Below are 23,578 nucleotides of genomic sequence, written 5' to 3' on the forward strand. Positions count from 1 at the left end.
ACCACAATGGGCCCCATGCGTACGCGGATCGCGGTCACCGGCTCGACCGGACTCATCGGCACGGCACTCGTCCGTTCCCTGCGCGCGGACGGGCACGAGGTGGTCCGCTTCGTGCGCCGGCCGCCCGCCGCCCCCGACGAGGCCCGCTGGGACCCGCGCGGCGGACACGTGGACCCGGCGGGGCTGGCCGGGTGTACGGCGGTGGTGCAGCTGGCCGGGGCCGGGGTCGGGGACCGGCGGTGGACGGACGGCTACAAGCGGGAGATCCGGGACAGCCGGGTGCTGGGCACCGCGGCGATGGCCCGGGCCGTGGCCGCCCAGGAGCAGCCGCCGGAGGTCCTGGTGAACGCCTCGGCCATCGGCTACTACGGGGACACCGGCGACCGGGCGGTGGACGAGGACGCACCCGCCGGCGAGGGGTTCCTGCCCTCGGTGTGCGTGGAGTGGGAGGCGGCGGCCGCCCCGGCGCACCAGGCCGGGGTGCGGACCGTGTTCGCCCGCACCGGGCTGGTGGTGGCCCGCGGCGGCGGGGCCTGGGCGCGGATGTTCCCGCTGTTCCGGGCCGGGCTGGGCGGCCGGCTGGGCGACGGCCGCCAGTACTGGTCGTACATCGCGTTGGAGGACCACATCGCGGCCCTGCGGCATCTGATCGGCGCTCCGGGGGCTCCCGGGCCGGCCGGACCGGTGAACCTGTGCGCCCCGGAGCCGCTGACCAACCGTGAGATCACCGCCGCGATGGGGCGGGTGCTGCACCGGCCGACGGTGCTGGCGGTGCCGGGGTTCGCGCTGCGGATCGCGCTGGGCGAGTTCTCCCAGGAGGTGCTGGGCAGTCAGCGGGTCCGGCCGGCCCGGCTGCTGGAGTCGGGGTTCCGGTTCCGCTATCCGGGGATCGAGGCGGCCCTGCGGGCGGCGCTCGCGGACCGGTAGCGGTCCGGGGGGCCGCGGTCCTCGGACCACCCTGGTACGGGACGGCGCGCGGCGGCGCGGGGGGCGCACGCCGTGGGGCCTTCGTACGACCGGCGTATGACCGGTGTGCGACCGGTGGGCGACAGGTGGGCGGCCGGGACGGGAGCACCGTGCGACCGTTCGTGCTCGCATGCGACCGATGTGCGACCGGAGCCGATCGCAAATTATTGGGGCCGACTCGGGTATTCCTGGAGCCCGTTGGGGAAAGAGGACCAGACAAAGCCGCGCCGACCTCGGGGAGGGGCACGTGCTCAGCAACGCACACCACGCGGACGTCGTCATTGTGGGAGCCGGGGTCTCCGGACTCGCGGCGGCACACCATCTGATCGCGGCGGGGGTCTCCGTCACCGTCCTGGAGGCCGCGGACGGCCCCGGTGGCCGGATGGCCACCGACCACACGGCCGACGGCTTCCGGCTCGACCGGATCGGCCAGCTGCTCAACACCTCCTATCCGGAACTGGACCGCACCCCGGGCCTGGAGGACCTGGTCCTGAGGCCCTTCGCGCCCGGCGCGCTGGTCCACACCGAGGACGGCAAACAGCTCCGGGCCGGCACCCTCAGCCCGGCCCGCGCACTGGCCGGCCGCTCCCTGGAACAGGCCCGGCTCGGCGCCGCCCTCGGACGGCTGGCCGCGCTCCCGGTGGACCGGATCCTGGCCCGGCCCGAGCGGACCGCCGCCGCCGCGCTCCGCGCCCGCGGCTCGCTGCTGCTCCGGCCGCTGCTCGCCTCCCTGCTGTGCGATCCGCACCTCGGCACCTCAAGCCGGGTCGCCGACCTGGCCCTGCGCGGATTCGCGCGCGGCCGGCTGGCCGTACCGGAGGGCGGGGCCGGGGCACTGCCCGGACTCCTCTCCTCGGGGCTGCCGCCGGGCACCGTGCTCACCGGGGTCCGGGTCCGGTCGGTCTCCGTGAACGTGGTCACCACCGAGGCGCACGGGGCGTTCCGCTGCCGGGCGGTGCTGCTCGCCACCGGCGCGCGGGCGGCGGCCGCGCTGCTGCCCGGACTGCGGGTCCCGGAGTTCCACCAGCTGACCGTGCTGCACCACGCCACCCCCGCACCGCTGCCCTCCGACGGATCGCTGATCCTGGACGGGAACCCGCGGTGGCCGGTGGCGCACACGGCGGTGATGAGCGCCGTCGACCCGACCCGGGCCCCGGCCGGCCGCTCGCTGGTCACCACCACGGTGCTCGGCCCACCGCCCTCGCTGCGCACGGTGGCGGCCCGGCTGGCCCGGCTGTACGACACGGCGACCCGGGACTGGGAACTGCTGACGGTCCACCACACCGCCGAAGCCGTCCCGGCGATGCCGCCGCCGCACGATCTGCGGCGACCGGTGCGGGTGGTGTCGGGGCTGTACGTGTGCGGGGACCACCGGGACACCAACACGGTGCAGGGCGCGCTCCAGTCGGCCCGGCGGGCCTCCTCGGCGGTGCTCCGCGACTTCGGCGTCTCGGTCCCCCCGCGCACCCCGGCGGTCCCGGCCGCCGCCTGACCCCGGGCCCGGCGCCCCTGGACCGGCCGGTCGCGGGCCCGTCCCGCTTAGGGTCGGGGCGTGAACGGAAGCGATCTTCATCTGGAGCTCGTCGGTGAGGGGCCGCGCCGGATGGTGCTGGCGCGGGCGCTGCGGGAGGCGGTGCGCAGCGGTCGGCTGGCCGGGGGCACCCGGCTGCCGCCCTACCGGGCGCTGGCCGCCGACCTCGGGATGACCCGGGGCGCGGTGGCCGACGCGTACGCCGAGCTGGTGGCCGAGGGCTGGTTCACCGCCCGCCAGGGCTCCGGCACCCGGGTCGCCGAGGGCCTCGCCACCGTCCGGGCCGCCGAGGCCCCGGGCCCCGCCGCCATCCGGGCCGCGGGCGGCACCGGCGCCACGGCCGGCGCCTTGACCGGCACCGCAACAGGCACCGCGACCGGCACCAGGAGCGACGGGACCGGCGGCGGGCTGGACCTGACCCAGGGGAAGCCTGATCCGGCGTCGTTCCCCCGGGCGGCCTGGGCGCTGTCCGCGCGGCGGGCGCTGGCCGGGGCGCCCGTGGAGGCGTTCGGTCCCGGTGATCCGCGCGGCCGTCCCGAGCTCCGCCGGGCCCTCGCCTCGTACCTCGCCCGGACCCGGGGCGTCCGGGCGGACCCCGAGCGCATCGTGGTCTGCTCCGGCTTCGCCAACGGGCTGCGGCTGCTCGCCTCGGTCCGGCCGCGCGACTGGGCCGTGGAGGGGTACGGACTGCCCTTCCACCACGGGATCCTGGCGGCCGCCGGGGTACGCCCGCACCCGCTCCCGGTGGACTCCGACGGGGTCCGGAGCGAGGCGCTCGGCGGCCTCCCGGCCCGGGTGCGGACCGTCCTGCTGACCCCCGCCCACCAGTTCCCCACCGGCGGCACCCTGCTGCCGTCCCGCCGCACGGCCGCCGTGGAGTGGGCCCGGTCCCGGCCGGACGCCCTGCTGGTCGAGGACGACTACGACGGCGAGTTCCGCTACGACCGCAAGCCCGCGGGCGCCCTCCAGGGGCTGGACCCGGCCCGGATCGCCTACGCCGGTTCGCTGAGCAAGAGCCTCTCCCCCGCCATCCGGCTGGGCTGGCTGGTCCTGCCCGACGGGCCGCTGGAGCGGGTGCTCGCCGCGAAGGGCGTCCGGGAGTCCTGGGCCAGCGCCCTGGACCAGCTGGCGCTGGCCGACTTCCTGGACTGCGGGGCGTACGACCGGCAGGTGCGCCGGATGCGGCAGCGCTACCGCGCCCGGCGGGACCGGCTGGCCGCCACCCTCGCGGCGGGTGCACCGGCCGCCCGGGTGACCGGGATCGCGGCCGGGCTGCACGCCGTGGTCGAGCTGCCGGCCGGTACCGAGGCGCGGGCGCTGGCCGCCGCCCGGGCGGCCGGCCTGGTGCTGGACGGGCTGTCCGGCTACCGGCACCCGGCACTCCCCGAACCGCCCCGGGAAGGCCTGGTCGTCGGGTACGCGGCCGCTCCCGAGCGCGCCTTCGAGCGGGCCCTGGAGACCCTGGTCCGAACGGTCGCCCGCGCGACCTCGTAGGGTGGAAAGGGTTGAAATGGATTGATTCGCACCAAAACGGAGGGGTGGGTCGCTTGACCACCGAACAGCCCGAGCAGGCCGTGCAGACCCCGGGAGGGGAGCGAGGGGCAGGAGGGGAGAAGGAGAACAGGGCATGGCCGGTGCCGCCGGAGCGGCCGGAGCGGCCCCGTCGCGGGGCCGACTGGATGTTCGGCGGGGTGTACGGGACCGTGCTGGCGAGCGGGCTGCTGGCCGCGCTCGACCAGAAGGGCGGGGAGTACACCCCCTTCTACGACGCCAGCTGGGTGCTGGTGACCGCGGTCGCCGCCGGGCTGGCCCACGGATACGCCCACCACATGTCCACCCACCAGGAGGGTTCGGTCACCCACCGCTGGCGGGCCCTGGCCCGGGCGCTGTGGCACGAGTGGCCGATGGTGGTGGCCACCCTGCCGACCGTGGTGCTGCTGCTGATCGCCGGGGTGACGGGCTGGGACGAGCCCGCCACCACGGCCGTGGGGCTCGGGGTGAACACGGCGCTGCTGTTCGCCTGGGGGGCGTTCACCGCCCTGCGGGTCGGCTACCGGCTGACCTCGTCCCTGGCCATCGGGGTCGCGGACGCCACCCTCGGACTGGTGATCATCGTGGCGAACGCGTTCATCAAATGAGCCTCGGCCGAGCGAGCCTCGGCCGGATGGCCCTCGGCCGGATGAGCCTCAGCCGAGACCGGCCTCCGCCTCGGCGAGGATCTCGGTGAGGCGCAACCCGAAGGCGGCGCCGCGCGGGTCCGGGACCCCGGTGCGGGCCGCGTCGAGCAGGGCGTCCACGGCCCGGCCGTAGGCGCCGGGCACATCGCCCCAGTCCGGGAGCCCGAAGACCCCTTCGGTGCCGCGCAGTTCCAGTCCCACCCCGGCCGCCGCACGCGGTGCGGCCAGACTGAGGACGGCGGTGCTGGCGGCGCCCGAGTCGTGCCGCAGCAGCAGCTGCACGGTGTCGGCCGGCCCGCGGGCGGCGGTGACGGAGGTGACGTCGCCGAGCACCGGGATCAGTACGGACAGGGCGTGCGGGCCGACGTCCCACAGACCGCCCTTGTCCCGCCGCCAGGGCGAGTCGGCGTAGGCGCTGGGCTGCTCGGCCGGATCGGCGGCCGGGGCGAAGACGGAGCCGAGCCAGTGCGCGGAGGCGGTGAACCAGCCGTCGCGGGCGGCCTGTTCCGCCACCCAGCCGGCGGTGGGCTCGGCGAACCGGAGGGTGAGGAAGACCACGGAGGCGACCCCGTGCCGCGCCACGGCCTCGGCCACCGCGCGGGCGCCGTCGACATCGGTGGCCACCGGCTTGTCGAGCAGCAGGTGGCAGCCGGCCTCGGCCGCGCGGACGGCGAGCGGCGCCTGGACGTCCGGTGGCAGGGCGAAGGCCACGGCGTCACAGTCCGCGAACAGCTCGTCGGGGTCTTCGTACACCTTCACCCCGTACGCGGCGGCGAGTTCGGCGGCCGGGCCGGGGCGGCGGCCCCAGACCCCGGCGAACTCGGATCCGGGATGGGCGGCGAGGGCGGGGGCGTGCGCACGCTGGGCCCAGGGGCCGGTCCCGAGCAGCCCGATGCGCGGCAGCGGGGGCGGGGGCGAGGACGACTCGCCGGTCTTCAGATCGTACGAAATGCTCACCCGCCCAGTCTGCCCCACTCGTACGGACGTGCCCGCTCCGAACCGCCCGGACCGCCCCACCTGGGGCGGAACCCTCGGTAACACGGGGTTCACACACGGGCAACGGAGGGGAAATCGCGACCGGGCACGCTGCGGTCATCACCGCAGCGACCGCAGCACCCGCAGAGTCTGAGGATGGGCCCCGTGACCTTCAAGGCTGAGTACATCTGGATCGACGGCACCGAGCCGACGGCGAAGCTCCGCTCCAAGACCAAGATCATCGACGGGCCCGCGGGCGGCGCCGACCTGCCGATCTGGGGCTTCGACGGATCGAGCACCAACCAGGCCGAGGGGCACGCCTCCGACCGGGTGCTGCAGCCGGTGTTCTCCTGCCCGGACCCGATCCGCGGCGGGGACCACGTCCTCGTCCTGTGCGAGGTCCTGAACATCGACATGACCCCGCACGAGTCGAACACCCGGGCGCTGCTGCGTCCGGTCGCGGAGAAGTTCGCCGGCCAGCAGCCGATCTTCGGCATCGAGCAGGAGTACACCTTCTTCGACGGCACCCGCCCGCTCGGCTTCCCGGTCAACGGCTTCCCGGCCGCGCAGGGCGGCTACTACTGCGGTGTCGGCTCGGACGAGATCTTCGGCCGCGAGATCGTGGAGAAGCACCTGGACCACTGCCTGGCGGCGGGCCTGGGCATCTCCGGCATCAACGCCGAGGTCATGCCCGGCCAGTGGGAGTTCCAGGTCGGCCCGGTCGGCCCGCTGGAGGTCTCCGACCAGCTGTGGATCGCGCGCTGGCTGCTCTACCGCACGGCCGAGGACTTCAACGTCTCGGCGACCCTGAACCCCAAGCCGGTCAAGGGCGACTGGAACGGCGCGGGAGCCCACACCAACTTCTCGACCAAGGCGATGCGCGAGGACTACCGCGCGATCATCTCCGCCTGCGAGGCGCTGGGCGAGGGCAGCAAGCCGCTGGACCACGTGAAGAACTACGGCGCGGGCATCGACGAGCGGCTGACCGGTCTGCACGAGACCGCCCCGTGGAACGAGTTCAGCTACGGGGTCTCGGACCGCGGCGCCTCGGTCCGCATCCCCTGGCAGGTGGAGAAGGACGGCAAGGGCTACATCGAGGACCGCCGCCCGAACGCCAACGTGGACCCCTATGTGGTGACCCGGCTGATCGTGGACACCTGCTGCACCGGCCTGGAGAAGGACGGCCTGGTCTGATCCGCTCCACCGGCCGGTCCGGCGTCACGGCCGGCCGGACGTCCACCAGCCCGTCCAGCAGCTGGTCCGGTCCCTGGTATCGCACCGACGCCCGTCACGCCCCCGCGGCGCGGCGGGCGTCGCGGAGTGCCCGGAAAGGGGCGACAGTTGAGGGCATTTCGGTCACAGGTCACTGAATATGAGACTCCGATCCGAAATATGAGACGGGGTCTGCCCGGCCGGGCCGGCATCTGCTTCAATGAGCCCATGGCCAGCCACCCGCACACCTCGATCGGTCACAAGGACCTCGAACCGTTCTGGCCCTCTCGTCAGGACCACGACTTCGACCGGGTGTGTTGCCGCGCGAAGAACGCGCCGGCCCTCTAACGCCTTCCGGAACCTCGAAACCCGACCTTCCCGAAGGCCTTCGGTCTGCGCGGCACGACCACGACGTACCTCCGTCACCGTCTCCTGCCGACTCCGCGTGAAAGAGCTGACCACTCATGGCGAACACCCGCACCCTCTCCTCCGCCGCGACCTCCCCCGCCCCCGCCGGCTATCCGTACCAGACCCCGCCCAGGCACCGCCTGCGCGCCGTGGACCGGGACGAGGTGGCCCGGGTGGTGGACCTGCTGCCGCCCGGCGCCACCTGGCTGCCGGCCCCCCAGCACACCCTGCCGGCCCTGCCCGGCCAGCCGCCGATGATCGGCTACCTGGTGCTCGTACCGGCCGACCAGCAGCCGCCGGTCACGCTGGCCGCCCCCGCCCCGCAGTACGCGGCCGCGGCCCCGGTGCGGCGGACGGAGCAGCCCCAGCAGAACCAGCGGACCGAGCAGGACCGGCGGGCCGCCGGGACCGAGGGCGACGCCCTGGTGCGGATCGACCCCGCCCGCCGGACCGCCGAGGTCGACGGGGAGGTCCTGGACCTCACCTACCTGGAGTTCGAGCTGCTCGCCCACCTGGTGGCGCACCCGCACCGGGTGCACAGCCGGGACCAGCTGGTCACCACCGTCTGGGGCTACGGGCACGTCGGCGACGGCCGCACGGTGGACGTCCATGTCGCCCGGCTGCGGCGCAAGTTGGGCGCGCAGCACCGGGGCGCGATCCAGACCGTCCGCCGGGTCGGCTACAAGTACGCGCCCTGAGAACCGGCACATCGGGCCCGCACCCCCGGGGGGTGCGGGCCCGATGCCGTGCCGGGACCCCTAGGCGGCCGCGCGGCGGCGGGCCAGCACGCCGAGGGCGATGTCGACCAGCAGGAACGCCAGCAGGCTCAGCCCCAGCATCGGCACGAACCACCCGGTGAGCGCCACCAGCGCGGCCACCGGCAGCAGCACGGTCACCGGGAGCCGGCGCCAGGCGCCGCGCGGCTGCGGACGGCCGGCCGAGAGCCGGCGGTCCCGGGTGGGCCGGCGCAGCCACCACATCCGGTAGCCCCAGAACACCAGGAACATCACCGCGAGGGCGAGCGCGGCCAGTGCCAGCTCGTTGACCGGGCCGAACAGCACGCCCATGTGGACGTCGATGCCGTAGCGGGTGAGCTGGGCGAGCAACGGGTAGTCGGCGAAGCGGAGTTCGTCCATCACCCGGCCGTCGGCCGGATCCACCGACACCGCGTCCAGGTGCACCGGGAACTGCCGGTCCCGCTCCTTGACCACATAGCCCTTGCCGGGGGCGGGCAGGGTGATCTGCAGGCTCGCGGTGACCCCGGCGGCACGGGCCGCCGCGAGGGCCCGGTCCAGGCCGACGTCGGCCCGCTCCGGCATGACCATCTCGCCGTCGGGACCGGTCGTGTGACCGGCGTGCTCGTCCCCGCCGGCCTCCCCGGCGGCCCCGCCCACCGAGGCGGACACCGAGGGGGTGGCCCCGCCGAGCCGGTCCTGGAGCTGCCCGATGTTCTCGCCCGCGTACCGGGACCAGGTCAGCCCGGTGGCCGACAGGACGACCAGGCCGGCCACCACCCACAGGCCGACCGTGCCGTGCCAGGACAGGGTGCGGCGGCGGCCCTTCGGGGCCTTCCGGTCGGGCAGCACCAGCAGGGCCCGGCGGGAGCGGCGGCGGCCGATCCACAGCGCCAGCCCGCCCAGGGCCACCACCCACATCCAGCTGGCGGCGAGCTCGCTGTAGTGGCGGCCCGCGTCGCCGAGCTGGAGGTTGGCGTGGAAGGTGCTGAGCCAGGCGCGCAGCGGCAGCGCGTCACCGGAGGTGGCCAGCTTGCCGCGCACCTCGGCGGTGTAGGGGTCGACGAACACGGTCAGCGTGCGGTCCGCCGCGACCTCCGGGCTCTCCATGATCACCCGGGTGGTGGACTCGGCGTCGGGCGCCGGCCACACCGCGACCACCTCGCCCTTCGGCGCGGCCGCCTGGGCCGCCGCCACCTGGCCGGACAGCGGCAGGGTGGTGGTGCCGGTCCTGGCGACGGTCAGCTCGTCCGTATAGACGATCTTCTCGGCCTGGTAGGAGAGGGCGTAGAGCAGGCCGGTGGTGGCGGCCACGAACAGCAACGGGGCGATCAGCACGCCCGCGTAGAAGTGCAGCCGGAGCAGCAGCGGGCGGACGGCCGCCCAGCCGCCGTCCCGGGTCCGCCCGGCGGTGTCCCGCTCCGGGCGGTGGTCCTCGCGACCGGCGTCGCGGTCGTCCTCCTGGTCCTGGACGGGGACGTCCTGGACTTCGTCAATGGCCATGATGGTCCTAGGTGTTGGCGCAGACATGGGGAAACCGGCCCCAGGTCACGCCGGTGCGCCGGTCAGGCGCGGGCAGGACGGCCGGGGGCCGTGGCTCGGGTGAGGTGCCACCCGGGCGGCCCGCGCCGGACCACGGCATGGGCGTGCACGGCCCCGCGCAGCCGGCGCGGCCGTTCCGTGCCACGCCGCCGGGGGGCGCGCGGCGGCTCCGGCGGGACCCGGAGCCGGGCCCCGGCCAGGGCCCGCAGCAGTGCGGGCACCCGGCGCAGCGGATCGGCGGCGACCGCCGCCAGCACCCGCAGGAGGCGCAGCGTCCGGAACACCGCCGCCTCGCCCCGGGCCAGCCACAGGGCGCAGAACAGTCCGGCCAGCAGATGCGCGGCGATCATGCCGAGGCCGCCGTGTCCGGCCATCGTGGCCATCTCGGCCAGTCCGGCCGGGTCGGCCCAGCCGTCTACGGGCGGCAGCGTGCCGCCCGCGTCCATGCTTCCCGCGTCCATGCCGCCCATGGCCGTGCCGCCCATGTCCTTGCCGGGCGTGTGGTGGTGGGTGTGGCCGCCGGAGGGCGGCGGCGGGGGTGCGGCGGAAGGGTGGTGGGCGGAGCCGTGGGACTGCGCCTGGGCTCCGGAGAACAGCAGGTGGAGTACGCCCTGGACGGTCAGCAGCGCCAGGGTGATGCCCACCGGTCCGCGCCGCCGGCCGGCCGCCAGCCAGGCCAGTCCCCCGGTCACCCCGAAGGCGGCGAGCAGCCCCGGGACCGGAACATCCGTCCCGGACATGGACGAATGCCCCACTGCCGCCAAGGCCACGCACACCGCCGCGAACATCGCGGCCCGTGCGGCGCGCAGCGGCGCGGGATTTTCGGACATGGCGTGGACATGGTGCCATCCGCCGGAGCGTGCCGGTCCGGCGGCCCCCGGGTGCCGGGTCCGGCCGCCATGCCAGATCATGATCGGATGACCTTCCCGCTGATCGCACCGGTGTACGCGGTCGGGGTCCAGCTCGGCGCCCACGCCCTGGAGCGCCTGGACCCGGCCGAGCGCGAGCGGCTGCTGCGGAGCTGCTCGACCAATGTCGACAACCTCGCGGCCGGGCGCTGGGAGACGCTGCCGGCCAGCGCCCTGCTGGTCGAGGAGCCGATGCCGCTGCCGTACCTGCTCCTGCTGGTCGCCGTGCTCGGATACGCCGAGTACGCCCGGGGAGCCTGGTGGGCCGCCGGGGTGTTCCTGCTGGGGCACGCGGGGGCCACGCTGCTGGTCTACGGGGGCCTGCGCGCCGGCTCCCCGACCGCCGCCACCCGGCGGGCCCTGGACGTGGGCACCAGCTACGGGTTCAACGCGGTGCTCGGCGCCCTGACCTCGGCCCTTCCGGCCGGGCCGGTCCGGACGGCGGGGCGTGCCGGGCTGCTGGCGCTGGCCCTGCGGCCGGTGCTGCGGCGCGGGCGGACGTTCACGGACGCCGGGCACCTGGTGGCGCTGGCGCTGGGGGTCGGGCTGTCGCTGGGCCTCGATTGCCTTTCCCCGGCAAACCCACGCAAAATCACATAAACAGTCAGAGCTCGGACCGCCATACCGCTGGAGTCGCCCCGATGACCGCCACCCCGTCCACCACCGTCGCCAATCTCCGGGACCTCGGCGGCACCCCGCTCGCCGGCGGCCGCACCGTCCGCCCCGGCCTGGTGTTCCGCTCGGGCCAACTGGACCGGCTCGACCCGGCCGCCGACCCGGTGGTGGCCGCGCTGGGCCTGCGTACGGTCATCGACTTCCGTACCGGCGCCGAACGCGCGGACCACCCGGACCGGATCCCGGACGGCGCCCGGCTGCTGGTCGAGGACGTGCTCGCGGACCAGGTGAGCTCGGGCCGGATGCCGGTCGCGGCGCAGCTCAAGGACGTCCTGTCCGACCCGGTGGTGGCGGAGGAGCACCTCGGCGGCGGCAAGGTGCAGGCCCTGTTCGGGGACATCTACCGCTCCTTCGTCAGCTCCTCCTCCGGCCAGGCCGCCTACCGCACCCTACTCACCGAGCTGGCCGACCCGGAGGCCGGGCCGCTGCTCTTCCACTGCACGGCCGGCAAGGACCGGACCGGCTGGGGGGCGACGGTGGTGCTGGCCCTGCTCGGCGCGGACGAGCACACCCTGATGGAGGAGTACCTGTCGGTGAACCCGGCGGTCCGGCAGGCCTTCGCCCCGATGATCGAGGGGTTCACGGCGGCCGGCGGCGACCCGGAGATCGCGCTGGCGCTGATCGGGGTGGTCCCCGAATACCTCCGGTCCGCGCTGGACGAGGTCGCGGCCCGCTACGGCTCGATGGAGAAGTACGTCCGGGAGGGCCTGGGCGTGCCCGACGGGACGATCGAGGCGCTCCGCGCCCGGCTGACGGCCTGAGCCGAGGAACAGACGGTCTGAGGGGCCGAGGGCCCGCGGGGGCCGGGCATCGGCCCGGCCCCCGCCGTTCCACCCGGCTAGCCGGCCGTCTCCTCGAAGGTGTACGGGGTGGTGATGATCTCCATCCCGTGTCCGGACGGATCGCGGAAGTAGAGCCCGCGGCCGCCGTGGTGGTGGTTGATCTCGTCCGGCTGCCGCATCTGCGGGTCCGCGTAGTACGCGGTGCCGAGCGCCCTCAGCCGGGCGAAGGCCGCGTCGAACTCGGCCTCGGACAGCAGGAACGCGTAGTGCTGCGGGACGATCGACTCGGCGGGGATGGACGCGAAGTCCAGCTGGACGCCGTTGGCCGTGTCCACCGGGATGAACGGGCCCCAAGCGGTTCCGACTTCGAGACCGAGGACGTGTGCCAGGAACGTGGCGGACTCCCGGCTGTCACGGGAGTGGACGATGGTGTGGTTGAGCTCGACTGCCATGGGTGAGTGCCTCCAGAAGGCATCTCGCGGTCACCTCCATGCCTCACCCGGTCGGTGACCGACACGCGATGCCGCCACCCGGGATCGTAGGCAGCCCGCGGCGGGCCGTCCAGGGGATATCGGCCCGGTGACCAACAGCGGATTCGCTCGTTCTGCTGAACGTGACTGCTCCGGACACCGCCACCCGCACCCCCGAGGCCGTTCCCGGCCCCGTCCCGGACACCGGCGCCGCCCCCGCCCCCGACGTCGACGTCGACATCGACATCGACATCGATGTGGACCGGGCCGAGGCCGCGCTCGTCGAGCACTACCCGCGGCTGGTCCGGATCGCCTATCTGGTGCTGCCGCCCTCCCTCGGCCGCAACCGCCGGGTGCTCGGCGCGCACGCCCTCACCCAGCGGGCCCTGCCGCGCGGCCGGGGCACCGGACGGGCCGGCCGGGTGCCGGCCCAGCGGGGCGCGGAGGGCGGGGCGGCGGGCGATCCCGGGTACGCGTACGTCCGGGCGCAGGTGCTGCGGGCGGCGCTGGAGGCGGGACTGCCGCTGACCTTCCGGGCACTGCCCCGGCGGGCCCAACTGCCGCCGCTGCTCCCGCAGGTGTGGGGACTGCGGCTGTTCCCGCGGTCCGGCGGGGCCGAGGAACTGGCCCTGGACCAGTGGCTGACCACCCTGACCGGCCCGGCCCGGGCGGCCTGTGCGCTGCGGGCCCTGGACGGGCTGGAGGGGCCGGAGCTGCTGCGGGTGCTGGCCGGGGCGGGGGTGGCCGATCCGGCCGCGGCCGTCACGGAGGCGGGCCCGGCGACCGGTCCGGCGACCGGTCCCGCCGACGGACCGGAGAGCTCTCACGCGCCGCACGGGTCTCACACGCCTTATGGATCTCACGGATCTCACGGATCTCACGGATCTCACGCGCCGCACGGCGCCGGTCCCGGCGAGGGAGCCGGTGCGGACGGGCCCCCCGGCGGCGGGGCCGCGGTCGCGGCCCTGCTCGCCTCGCCCGAGTTCGACCCCTGTGTGCTCCAGGCCCGGCCCACCGACCTGCTGCGCCGCCGCCGCTACGGGCGGGCAGCGCTCGCCGCCGGGGCGGCCCTGCTGGTGTGCGGGGCGCTGCTGGCCCTGCCCGGCGGCGGCTGGGGGGCCGACGGGGCCGCCGCTCCCCCGTACGCCCGGAACGCCGCCGCCGAACAGGCCCTGGATCCCGCCCTGTTGACCCGGGCCCCGGCCACCGCCTGGCGCACCTCGGCGCGTACCGACTTCGCCGCCTGGCCGGCCCGCGGCTCCCGCACCGGGGACCGGGCACTGCTCCGCCGGGCCCTGGCCGTCTGGGCCCGGCCGGGGGCCACCGTGGTGGTCTCGGCCACCCCCGGCACCCCGTCCGGGCCGCCGATGGGACCGCCCCGGCTGCTGTACGCGGGCGAGGTCGACCAGGCCGTGGTCGTGGTGCTGCACGACGGGCTGCGGGTGGTCCGGTACGCCGAACCGCGCACCGGAACCGCGGGCGCGGCCCTGGACTTCGCCCGCACCGACGGGGCCGACGCGCGGACCGCCGCCGCCCTGGTGCTGAGCCGGGTGGACGGCAACGTCCGCTATCTGACGGCCCCCTGGGTGAGCGCGGCCGCGGTCCGCGACCTGCTGCGGCCTGCCGGGGCCGCGACCCCGCTCCGGCTGGGCCGGGACGGCAGCACCCCGCCGGTGCCCTCGCCCGCCCCCGCGGGCGCCTGCACCTCCTGGAACGCCCTGTCCCTGACCGTGGGCGGGGCCGCCCCGGGGGCGGGCGGTGCGGCCGCCGCCCCGGTGCTCCTCACCGACCTCGGCGAGCTCACCCCGGCCCGGCTCACCTCCGGCACCCCCGGCGGGCCGGAGGCCGGTCCGGCGGCCCTCACCGAGTGGTCCAGGCTCGCCTGCCTGCTGCCCTCGGCCCGTTCGCACGGGGTCCGCTCGGTCAACTCCTGGGCGTACGCCAAGCAGCGGCTGCCCGAGGGCAACGGCACGGCCGGCTGGCTGTGCACCCGCGCCGAGACCTGGCGGGGCGCCGAGGACCGGGTGCAGGCGCAGTTCCTGGCCCCGGGCGCGGCCTCGGCCACCGCGGCGGCGCAGGCGGAGGGCTCCCCGGCCTGCGGGGAGCGGGAGCCCCGGGTGCTGGCCGGGGTGCTGTGGAAGTCCCGGGCCGGGCAGTGGTACGTACTGGCCGCCGGGAGCGCCCAGTTCAGGTCGCTGGAGGTGTCGGGCGGGGTGACCGGCCGGGCCGCGGGCAGTCATCTGGCGGTGCAGGCCCCGCCCGGGGCCCTGGTGGAGCTGTCGGGTCGGCTGACGGACGGCAGCCGGGCGGGCGTGCTGCGCTGACGGCGGGCCGCTGCGGTCCCGTTGGGCCACGGCGGGCCGCTGCGGTCCCGGTGAGCTACGGCGGGCCGCTGCGGGGCCGTGCGCGGAACTCGGCGGCGCACGGGTCTGTTGCAGCCCGCCTACCCATCAGTACATTGACGCCATGTCTAATACGCCGCTCGCGTCCCCCGCCCCCGTAGCGTCGGAGCACATAGCCCTACAGGCCCGGAACGTCTCCTTCACCTGGGAGGACTCCCCGCTGCACTGGCTGCCGAACGATCCGTTCGCCACCCACACCATCAATGTGCTGCACCTCCTCCTGCCGGCGGGCGAGCGGTGGTTCGTCCACGTCTACAAGCAGGTGCTGCCGCTCATCCGGGACGAGCGGCTCCGGGAGGACGTGATCGGCTTCATCGGGCAGGAGGCCATGCACGCGGCCGCGCACGACGACGTGCTGCCGCACCTCAAGCGGCTCGGCCTGGACCCGACCCCCTACACCGCCCAGGTGGACTGGCTGTTCGAGAAGCTGCTCGGCGACCGGACGCTGCCGCCGGGCCGGGCCCGCCGCTGGTGGCTGATGGAACGGGTCGCGATGATCGCGGCCATCGAGCACTACACGGCCTTCCTGGGCGACTGGGTGCTCAACGCCGAGGAACTCGACCGGCGCGGCGCCGATCCCATGATGCTCGACCTGCTCCGCTGGCACGGGGCCGAGGAGGTGGAGCACCGGTCCGTGGCCTTCGACCTCTTCACCCACCTCGACGGCGGCTACCGGCGGCGGGCCCGCACCTGGGCCACCGCCTTCGCCGCCCTGGTCTTCCTGTGGCAGCGCGGCGCCCGCTTCTTCATGGAGAACGACCCCACCCTCACCGACGGCCGGGCCTCGCTGGGGCAGTTCGTCCGGGCCGGCCGACAGGGCACCCTGCCCTCCACCCCCGCCATGCTCCGCTCCATCCCCACCTACCTCTCCCGCACCTACCACCCCTCGCAGGAGGGGTCCACCGCCCAGGCCGTGGCCTATCTGGCCAGCTCCCCCGGCGCGAACGGCGGTGCCCCCCGATGAGCCCCCTGAGCCCCCTGACCCCCCTGGACGGTCTGAACCGCCTGGGCCGCCTGGACCGCGCCACCAGCGGACCCGCCGGCCGCGCGCTGGCGCTGACCGCGGCGGCGGGCGCGGCCTGGCTGGCCAGACGCGCCCTGCGCGGACGCATCCGGCGCAGCCCCCTGTGGCCGCTGCCCGCCCTGGAGACCCCGGTCTCCGGCTACTCCCCGCGCCGCTGGATCCCCACCCGGATCACCTCCCTGACCACTCCGGCGGACGGGGTGCTGCTGCTGACCGTCCAGTCCCCGGAGCTGGAGCCCTGGGCCCCCGGCGCACACGTGGACATCCGACTGCCGTCGGGGCTGATCCGGCAGTACAGCCTCTGCGGGGACCCGGCGGCGACCGGCACCTACACCCTCGCGATCCGGCTGGTCGAGGACGGCCGGGGCGGCTCCCGGGAAGCCCACACCGTGCTGGCGGCGGGCGGCGAACTGGCCGTCCGCCCGCCCCGCAACCGCTTCCCGCTCCGGCCCGCCGCCCGCTACGTGTTCGTCGCCGGCGGCATCGGCATCACCCCGGTCCTGCCGATGCTCCGCGCCGCCGAGGCGGCCGGCGCCGACTGGACCCTGCTCTACGGGGGCCGGTCACGGGCCTCGATGCCGTTCCTGGCCGAACTGGCCGCCCACGGCGACCGGGTGAGCGTCCTCCCGGAGGACGAGACCGGCCTCCCCGACCTGGGCGTGCTCGCCGGCACCGCCCCGGACTCCCTGGTGTACTGCTGCGGACCCGAACCCCTGATGCGGGCCGTCCGGGCGGCGGTCCCGGACGAGGTCGAGGTGGTGCTGGAACGCTTCACCCCGGCCACCTCCACCGACGCCGACGCCCGCCCCTTCACGGTGGAACTCCACCGCTCCGGCCGCACCATCGAGGTGGCCGCCGGGGAGACCACCCTGACGGCGGTCCGCCGCGCCCTGCCCGACACCCCGTACTCCTGCCGGCAGGGCTTCTGCGGCACCTGCCAGCACCGGGTCCTGGCCGGCCCGGTCGACCACCGCGACGAGCTCCTGACGGAGTCGGAACGCGAGGACACCATGCTCCTCTGCGTCTCCCGCGCGGCGGCCGACCACCTGGTCCTGGACCTGTAGCCGACGACGGGCGGCCCGCTTCCGGTGCCCCGGCAAGGGATTAGGGTGTCGGACATGACAACCGGGGTGCGGCGCAGGATGGGTGTCGAGGAGCGGCGGCAGCAGTTGATCGGGGTCGCCCTGGAGCTGTTCAGCCGGCGGTCGCCCGACGAGGTGTCCATCGATGAGATCGCCGTGGCCGCGGGGATATCGCGGCCGCTGGTGTACCACTACTTCCCCGGGAAGCAGAGCCTGTACGAGGCCGCGCTGCGGCGGGCCGCCGACGAGTTGGCCGGGCTGTTCGCGGAGCCCCGGGAGGGGTCGCTGGGGGCGCGGCTGCTGCGGGTGATGGGGCGGTTCTTCGCCTTCGTCGACGATCACGGGCCGGGGTTCTCGGCGTTGATGCGGGGCGGGCCGGCGGCCGGGAGCAGCCGGGCCAACGCCATGATCGACGAGGTGCGGCAGGCGGCCTACGAGCAGATCCTGACGCATCTGGACGTCCGGGAGCCGCCGGCCCGGCTGGAGCTGGTGGTGCGGTCCTGGGTGTCGCTGGCCGAGTCGACCGCGCTGATCTGGCTGGAGGGGCGGCGGATCCCGCGGGCGGAGCTGGAGTTGCAGCTGGTCCACGATTTCGCGGCGCTGGCGGCGGTCTCGGCCGCGTACGACGCGGAGATGGCCGGGATCCTGGTGCGGATGCTGGCCGACGAGCCGGCCGACGGGCCGTTCGGGGAGCTGGTGGCACGGCTCGGCGGACTCGTCGGGGCCGGGGGCCCGGCGATAATGCCCGCGTGATCATTGACGAGGGGATCGTGTTCCGGCGGGCCGAGGAGAAGGACGCCGGGACGCTGGTGTCGCTGTACGACTCGGCGGCCCGGTGGATGCGGGCGAGCGGGATCGACCAGTGGAAGGCCGGCGACAAGGACCAGGCGCACTTCCGGGCCCGGATGCGGGACGGCGAGGTGTGGATCGCCGCCGACGAGGACGGGCGGGTCGCCGGGGCGTACGAGCTGTGGTGGTCCGACGAGGAGGCCTGGGGGGTGCAGCCGCCGGTGGCCGGCTATGTGCACCGGCTGATGGTGGAACGCGAGACCGCCCCCGCCGGGACCGGGCGCCGCATGCTCGAACATGCCGAGCGGCGGATCGCCAGGACCGGGCGGGAGCGGGCGCGGCTGGACTGCGTGTCCACCAACCCCCGGCTGCTCGCGTACTACCAGGGCGCGGGCTACCGGGTGGTCGGCGAGTTCCCCGGCAAGCAGGGGAAGGACGGTCGGGTCTACGGGGTGATCCTGCTGGAGAAGCGGCTGGACCGGCTCACCGTCGTGTGAAGACCGCCACCGTGCGGGCGGGCACGGTGAAGGTGCCGGTGGCTCGGTCGTAGCCGGAGCGTTGGACGACGGGGTCGGTTCCGGCGGCCTGGACGGGGTGCAGGCGGTAGTTCCCGACGGGGCCGGTGACGGCCGGGCGCTGGGTCTGTTCGGTGGGGGTGGCGTTGAGGACGACGACCAGGTCGCCGAGGGTCATGGTGATCACTCCGGGGGTCTCGGCGGTGCCGGACAGCGGGAACGCGAGCCGGCGCTGGACCGCTTCGGCGGTGGTCAGGGCGAAGTCGGGTTCGGTGGTGCGGATGCGGAGCAGGTCGCGGTAGCCGGCGGCGGTGCGTTCGGTGTCGGTGCAGGCCGGGGCGGGTCCGGTGAGCAGGGGTTTGGCGTAGGGCCACTTGGCGCGGTTGTCGGCGGCCGGCGGCAGGCCCCGGCCGAAGGCGGTCCCGGTGCCGCCCGTCGTGGTGCAGTTCCAGTGGATGGCGTTGAACCAGTCGCCGCTGTCGTAGGAGTTGCGGTCCAGGGACTTGGAGCGGAGCAGGTCGGTGCCGGCCTGGGAGAGGGCCGGGCCCTGGGAGAGGGTGGAGACGGCCAGGGCGAGGGTCTGCATCCGGGCCCGGTCGGCGGGGGTGGTGGCCGGCGGGAGTTTGAAGGCCAGGGCGTCGGCGAGGGTCTCGTTGTCGTGGGCGTCGACGTAGGCGAGGGCGTCGCCGGGGGCGGCCGCGTAGCCGGCCGGGGAGCCGTTGTAGTCCACCTCGGCTCCGGTGACGGTGCGGCCGGAGGTGTCGGTGAAGCGGTATCCGGCGAGGTTCCCGGACAGTCCGACCTTGATCAGGTCCTGGGCGTGCAGCAGCCGGGCGCGCTGTTCCTCCCGGGTGCCGTTGGCCGGGGAGGTGTTGGGGTCGGTGAACAGGCCGGTGGCGAAGCCCTGGACGCGGGGGTCCTCGTCGAAGGGGCCGCCGCCGCGGGCCGCGTCGCGGGCCCGGTCGGAGAAGGTGGCGATGCCGGTGCCGGCCATGTTCTTCTGGGTGGCCTGGACGAACCGGGCGTCGTCGGCGATCTCGCCGAAGTTCCAGCCCTCGCCGTAGAGGACGATCCGTTTGCCGTCCACCCCGTCCTTGGCGGGGGTGAGGGCGTCCAGGGCCCGGCGGACGGCCAGGATGTTGGCCTTGGGGTGGTGTCCCATCAGGTCGAAGCGGAAGCCGTCGACCTTGTACTCCTTGGCCCAGGTGACGATCGAGTCGACGACCAGGCGGCCCATCATGGCGTTCTCGGGTGCGGTGTTGGCGCAGCAGGTGGAGGTGGCCACGCTGCCGTCGGCGAGCAGCCGCTGGTAGTAGCCGGGGACGATCCGGTCGAGGACGGAGCCGGCGGCCTGGCCGGAGGCCACGGTGTGGTTGTAGACCACGTCCATGACGGTGCGCAGGCCGGCCCCGTTCAGGGCCTGCACCATGCGGCGGAACTCCACGGTGCGGGCGGTGCCTTCGGGGTCGGTGGCGTAGGAGCCCTCCGGGACCGTGTAGTGGAGCGGGTCGTAGCCCCAGTTGTACGCGTCCTTGGCGGCGGCGGCCGCCACGCAGGCCTGCTGTTCCTCGGAGTCGGGGGCGTACGCGGCCAGGTCGCAGTCGGGTTCGGTGCGGTCGGCGGGGTCCTCGGGGATGGTGCCGATGTCGAAGGCGGGCAGCAGGTGGACGTAGGAGGTGCCGGCGGCGGCCAGTGCGCGCAGGTGGCGCATGCCCGCCGAGTCGGCGTCGGTGAAGGCCAGATAGCGGCCGGGGTGGCTGTTGGTGGGGTCGGCGACGGAGAAGTCGCGGATGTGGAGTTCCTGAATCTGCGCGGAGGTGAAGGGGATGGGGGCGGGTTTGCGCAGCTCCCGCCAGCCGGGCGGCCGGAGGGCCGGGTCGGTGAGGTCCACGGCGAGGCTGTGTGTGGAGTCGGTGGTGAGGGCGGTGGAGTAGGGGTCGGTGACCAGGTTGGTGACCGTGCGGAGGGTGCTGGGGGCCCAGACGGTGACGGCGTAGCGGTAGCGTTCGCCGGCCCAGCTGCGGGGGCCCTTGACCGTCCAGACTCCGGTGGTGTCGTCGCGGCGCATCGGGACGGTCTTCCCGTCGAGTTCGAGGGCGACCTGGCGGGCGGTGGGCGCCCAGACGGACAGCCGGACCCCGGTGCGGTCGAAGACCGGGCCGAGGGCGGTGCGGTTGGCGTACAGGTCGTCGAGGACTCCGGCGAGCTGGACTCCGGTGGCGGCGAGGACGGCCCCGTTGGCGGCGCGGGCGCTCGCGACGAGCTGTCCGCGCAGGGCGTCGGGGACCAGTGCGCGGTCCCGGGGGTCGACGGTGAAGGCGGTGTACGAGGCCAGGTGCGGGAACTTCTGCTTCTGGTCGGCGGTGAGGGTGGTGCCGTTCAGGCGCAGCAGGCGGGCGCCGGCGGTGCCGGTGAGGGTGCCGTTCTCGGCCTTGACGCCGCCCTCGCGGGAGGCGAGGAGCTGGACGGAGGCGGCGGCGGGCGGGGCGTTCCAGGCGAGGGTGTCCCGGTCGATCCAGACGGCGTGCGCCTTGGTGAGGTCCAGGGCGGCGGCGGATCCGGCGGGCTGCGGGAGGAGGTGCTTCTCGCGGCCGGCCAGCAGCCACACCTCGTGTCCGGCGGCCTTGAGGTCGAGGGACTGGTCGGAGGGGAGGTCCTTCTCGTCGCCCTTGTGGAGGATGTAGGAGAGGGAGGTGGCGCCGGGGGCGAGCGGGACCTCGTAGACGGCGCCGTAGGCGTCGGTGCGGGCGGGCGGCAGCGGCTTGGACCAGTCGGTGGGTTCGGCGGCGCCGGTCCAGACGTGCAGGCCCCAGCCGGCGTAGTCCCCGTCGGGGCGGTTCAGGTGCAGGACGGCCTTGGCGGTGTCCTGCGGCGGGTAGGCGGGGCGTTCGGGCCGGGGGGCCTCCTTGCCCTGGTCCAGCCAGATCTCGCCGGTGCGGGTCAGGTCGATGCTGCGGTCGACGGGCACGTCCTTGGTGCCGTCCTTGTCGATGACCAGGTAGTTCACGGTACTCGCGCCGGGCTTGAGGCGGACGTACGCGAAGGCTCCGTAGGCGTCCCGGCCGGTGAAGGCGTGCCCCTCGGGCCAGGGCGTCTCCTCCCCCTCCGCGATGTCGCCCCAGGCGTACAGCCGCCAGTCCGCGTAGTTCCCGTCGGGCCGGTTGTAGTGCACGACGGCGTAGTCGCGCTGGGTGGCGGTCGGGACCTCCGGGACGGGCGGGGCGCCAGTCAGGGTCCCGGCGAGGGCGCTCGCGGTGCGGCCCGCGGTGTCGACGGCGACGGCCTTGTAGCGGACGGGGGTGCCGGCCGGTGCGGTGAGGTACTGGGTGACCTTGTACGGGGCGTGGTCGGCGGAGCCGAGGACCTGCCAGGGGCCGTTGCCGGTCTGGGCGGCGAACACCACCCGGTTGAGCGGGCCGCCGCCGGTGACCTCGGCGGTCAGCTCCACGGTGCCGGTGGCTCCGGCCGCGGGGGCCTTCAGGGTGAGCGCGGGCCGGGTGGCGGGGGCGGGCAGCGGGTCGGCGGCGCGCAGCACCACCGAGCCGAGGGCGGGGACGGTGATCCGGAGCTTTCCGGCGGCGGTGACCCGGGGGTTCCGAGCCCCTTGGGCCGCGCCTCCGTGGAGGGTGCGGAAGGCGGTGCGGGGCGCGCTGTCGACGGGCATCTCCACGGTGACCGGCGCGTCGGCGTTGTTGACGGCGACGGCGTACTCGGTGCGGGCGCCCCGGCCGGTGCGGGAGTCGGCGCGGGTGTACGCGTAGACGGAGCCCTCGGCGAGCCGCTCGATCTGCACCCCGTCGCGCAGGGCCGGGTGGTCCTTGGTGAGCCGGGACAGGGCGGCGATCTGCCGGTAGAGGGGGTGCCGGGGGTCGTAGGCGTCGGCGGCGTGGGTGCGGTCGGTGCCGAGCTGGTCGTCGTCCAGGTAGTCGGCGGTCTTCGAGGCGAACAGGGTCTGGCGGGAGTCCTTGTCGCCGCCGGCGCCGGTGAAGCCCTGCTCGTCGCCGTAGTAGACGACGGGGTTGCCGCGGCCCAGGAACATCAGCTCGTTGGCGAGCCGGTAGCGGGCCAGGAGTTCGGTCTCGGCGGCGCCGGGGCGGTCCTGCTTCAGGAAGGTGCCGAAGCGTCCCATGTCGTGGTTGCCGAGGAAGGTGACCTGCTCGTAGGCGTTGGCCTTGTCGGTGGTGTACCGGTGGTCGTCGGCGAGGACCCCGGCCAGCCGGGAGGCGGGGGCGCCCTGGGAGGCGTATCCGCGGATGGCGTCCTGGAGGGGGAAGTCGAGGGTGGAGTCGAGCCGGCCGCGGGTGACGTAGGGGGCGGTGACGGCGGTGTCGGCGGAGTACACCTCGCCGAACATGAAGAAGTCGGGGCGGCCCTGGCGGGCGGCGTAGGCGTCGAGGGCGGTGGCCCACTGGGCCCAGAACTCGCTGTTGACGTGCTTGACGGTGTCGATGCGGAAGCCGTCGATGTCGAAGTCCCGCACCCACCGCTGGTAGATCTTCTCCATGCCGGAGACGACCTCGGGGCGCTCGGTCCACAGGTCGTCGAGGCCGAAGAAGTCGCCCTGCTCGGAGGACTCGCCGGCGAAGGTGGAGTCGCCCCGGTTGTGGTACATCGTGGGGTCGTTGAGCCAGGAGGGGACCTTGAGGTTCTTCTTGGCGGGCGGGACCACGGGGGTGCGGGGGAAGGAGTCGCGGTCGACAGCGGGGAACTTCCGGCGGCCGTCGGCGTGGTCGGAGTCGTCGAAGGGGACCCCGTCGGCGGTGAGGTAGGGGAAGGCGCCCTTGGAGAGGTAGGAGGAGGAGCCCTCCTGGTAGCCGATCACGTCGGCGGTGTGGTTGGTGATGACGTCGAAGAAGACCTTCATGCCCTTGGCGTGCGCCTTGTCGATCAGGCGCTCCAGGTCGGCGTTGGTGCCGAAGTGCGGGTCGACCTGGGTGAAGTCGGTGATCCAGTAGCCGTGGTAGCCGGCCGAGACGTCCGTGCCGGTGCCCTGCACCGGCTGGTTCTTGAAGATCGGCGCCAGCCAGATCGCGGTGGTGCCGAGCCCCTTGACGTAGTCGAGCCGGTCGGTGAGGCCCTTGAGGTCCCCGCCCTGGTAGAAGCCCTTGTCGGTCGGGTCCAGGCCGGTCTCCAGGCGGCCGCCGGTGAGCCCGCCGCGGTCGTTGCGCGGGTCCCCGTTGGCGAACCGGTCGGGGAGCAGGAAGTAGAACTGCTCGCGGGTGAGGTCGTGCCGGGCCGGTTCGGCGGCGAGCTTCGCGTCCGAGGGCGGGGCGGGCGGCCGGGCGGCCGCCGCGGCGGGCAGGGCCGGCAGGAGGGTCACGGCCAGGGCGGCCGCGACGGCGCCTGCTGCTGGGCGTATCAAGGCGGGGCTCCTCGGTCGGGCGTC

The 23,578-nt window shown here is 74.9% G+C and carries 18 protein-coding genes; 13 read left to right on the forward strand and 5 right to left on the reverse strand.

Annotated features, from left to right (window positions below; translation table 11 throughout):
• Positions 1–6 precede the first annotated feature (6 nt).
• From ACZ50K_RS02045 to ACZ50K_RS02060, 4 genes are all read left to right on the forward strand, one after another.
• Positions 7–927, forward strand: a complete 921-nt coding sequence (locus ACZ50K_RS02045) for a TIGR01777 family oxidoreductase (protein ID WP_468896281.1) — start codon at positions 7–9, stop codon at positions 925–927.
• Positions 928–1,213: 286 nt separating this feature from the next.
• Positions 1,214–2,458, forward strand: coding sequence for an FAD-dependent oxidoreductase (locus tag ACZ50K_RS02050; RefSeq protein ID WP_468896286.1), 1,245 nt, complete (start codon positions 1,214–1,216; stop codon positions 2,456–2,458).
• Between the two features lie 111 nt (positions 2,459–2,569).
• Positions 2,570–3,991, forward strand: coding sequence for a MocR-like pyridoxine biosynthesis transcription factor PdxR (gene pdxR / locus ACZ50K_RS02055; protein ID WP_468897171.1), 1,422 nt, complete (start codon positions 2,570–2,572; stop codon positions 3,989–3,991).
• Positions 3,992–4,044: 53 nt separating this feature from the next.
• Complete coding sequence (locus ACZ50K_RS02060) at positions 4,045–4,635, forward strand: hypothetical protein (protein WP_468896288.1); 591 nt, start codon at positions 4,045–4,047, stop codon at positions 4,633–4,635.
• Between the two features lie 48 nt (positions 4,636–4,683).
• Here the strand turns inward: ACZ50K_RS02060 and ACZ50K_RS02065 are convergent, their stop codons facing one another.
• Complete coding sequence (locus ACZ50K_RS02065; RefSeq protein WP_468896291.1) at positions 4,684–5,631, reverse strand: Gfo/Idh/MocA family protein; 948 nt, start codon at positions 5,629–5,631, stop codon at positions 4,684–4,686.
• A gap of 183 nt (positions 5,632–5,814) precedes the next feature.
• Between ACZ50K_RS02065 and glnII the strand changes: the two genes are divergently transcribed.
• Positions 5,815–6,843, forward strand: a complete 1,029-nt coding sequence (gene glnII, locus ACZ50K_RS02070; protein ID WP_468896293.1) for a glutamine synthetase — start codon at positions 5,815–5,817, stop codon at positions 6,841–6,843.
• Positions 6,844–7,325: 482 nt separating this feature from the next.
• Positions 7,326–7,967 (forward strand): winged helix-turn-helix domain-containing protein, encoded by a 642-nt coding sequence (locus ACZ50K_RS02075; protein WP_468896295.1) that lies wholly within the window; start codon positions 7,326–7,328, stop codon positions 7,965–7,967.
• Positions 7,968–8,027: 60 nt separating this feature from the next.
• Here ACZ50K_RS02075 and ACZ50K_RS02080 read toward each other — a convergent pair whose 3' ends face one another.
• Positions 8,028–9,506, reverse strand: a complete 1,479-nt coding sequence (locus ACZ50K_RS02080; RefSeq protein ID WP_468896298.1) for a PepSY-associated TM helix domain-containing protein — start codon at positions 9,504–9,506, stop codon at positions 8,028–8,030.
• Between the two features lie 62 nt (positions 9,507–9,568).
• Positions 9,569–10,375 (reverse strand): hypothetical protein, encoded by an 807-nt coding sequence (locus ACZ50K_RS02085; protein ID WP_468896301.1) that lies wholly within the window; start codon positions 10,373–10,375, stop codon positions 9,569–9,571.
• 87 nt (positions 10,376–10,462) lie between these two features.
• Here ACZ50K_RS02085 and ACZ50K_RS02090 point away from each other — a divergent pair, with 87 nt between their 5' ends.
• Together ACZ50K_RS02090 and ACZ50K_RS02095 are read left to right on the forward strand one after the other, a co-directional pair.
• Positions 10,463–11,053, forward strand: a complete 591-nt coding sequence (locus tag ACZ50K_RS02090; RefSeq protein ID WP_468896304.1) for a rhomboid-like protein — start codon at positions 10,463–10,465, stop codon at positions 11,051–11,053.
• A gap of 41 nt (positions 11,054–11,094) precedes the next feature.
• Positions 11,095–11,889 (forward strand): tyrosine-protein phosphatase, encoded by a 795-nt coding sequence (locus ACZ50K_RS02095; RefSeq protein ID WP_468896307.1) that lies wholly within the window; start codon positions 11,095–11,097, stop codon positions 11,887–11,889.
• Positions 11,890–11,966: 77 nt separating this feature from the next.
• On the opposite strand, the gene ACZ50K_RS02100 is transcribed toward ACZ50K_RS02095, so the two are convergent.
• Positions 11,967–12,362: a VOC family protein gene (locus ACZ50K_RS02100; protein ID WP_468896309.1), complete on the reverse strand. Its 396-nt coding sequence runs from the start codon at positions 12,360–12,362 to the stop codon at positions 11,967–11,969.
• A gap of 161 nt (positions 12,363–12,523) precedes the next feature.
• Between ACZ50K_RS02100 and ACZ50K_RS02105 the strand changes: the two genes are divergently transcribed.
• The 5 genes from ACZ50K_RS02105 to ACZ50K_RS02125 all read left to right on the forward strand — a co-directional run bounded on the left by ACZ50K_RS02105 (position 12,524) and on the right by ACZ50K_RS02125 (position 18,174).
• Positions 12,524–14,704: a hypothetical protein gene (locus tag ACZ50K_RS02105; protein WP_468896312.1), complete on the forward strand. Its 2,181-nt coding sequence runs from the start codon at positions 12,524–12,526 to the stop codon at positions 14,702–14,704.
• 142 nt (positions 14,705–14,846) lie between these two features.
• Positions 14,847–15,746, forward strand: coding sequence for a metal-dependent hydrolase (locus tag ACZ50K_RS02110; RefSeq protein WP_468896315.1), 900 nt, complete (start codon positions 14,847–14,849; stop codon positions 15,744–15,746).
• The gene (locus ACZ50K_RS02115) at positions 15,743–16,870 is read left to right on the forward strand and encodes a PDR/VanB family oxidoreductase (protein ID WP_468896318.1); all 1,128 of its coding nucleotides are present in this window, start codon (positions 15,743–15,745) and stop codon (positions 16,868–16,870) included. Before ACZ50K_RS02110 ends, ACZ50K_RS02115 begins: the two co-directional genes overlap by 4 nt.
• Positions 16,871–16,924: 54 nt before the next feature.
• Positions 16,925–17,641: a TetR/AcrR family transcriptional regulator gene (locus tag ACZ50K_RS02120; RefSeq protein ID WP_468896321.1), complete on the forward strand. Its 717-nt coding sequence runs from the start codon at positions 16,925–16,927 to the stop codon at positions 17,639–17,641.
• Complete coding sequence (locus ACZ50K_RS02125) at positions 17,638–18,174, forward strand: GNAT family N-acetyltransferase (protein WP_468896324.1); 537 nt, start codon at positions 17,638–17,640, stop codon at positions 18,172–18,174. The genes ACZ50K_RS02120 and ACZ50K_RS02125 overlap by 4 nt, the downstream gene beginning before the upstream one ends.
• Here ACZ50K_RS02125 and pulA read toward each other — a convergent pair.
• Positions 18,161–23,554, reverse strand: coding sequence for a pullulanase-type alpha-1,6-glucosidase (gene pulA / locus ACZ50K_RS02130; protein WP_468896326.1), 5,394 nt, complete (start codon positions 23,552–23,554; stop codon positions 18,161–18,163). The two genes, ACZ50K_RS02125 and pulA, sit on opposite strands and share 14 nt — an antisense overlap.
• Positions 23,555–23,578 lie beyond the last annotated feature (24 nt).

Source organism: Streptomyces sp. NPDC033845, from assembly GCF_055576225.1.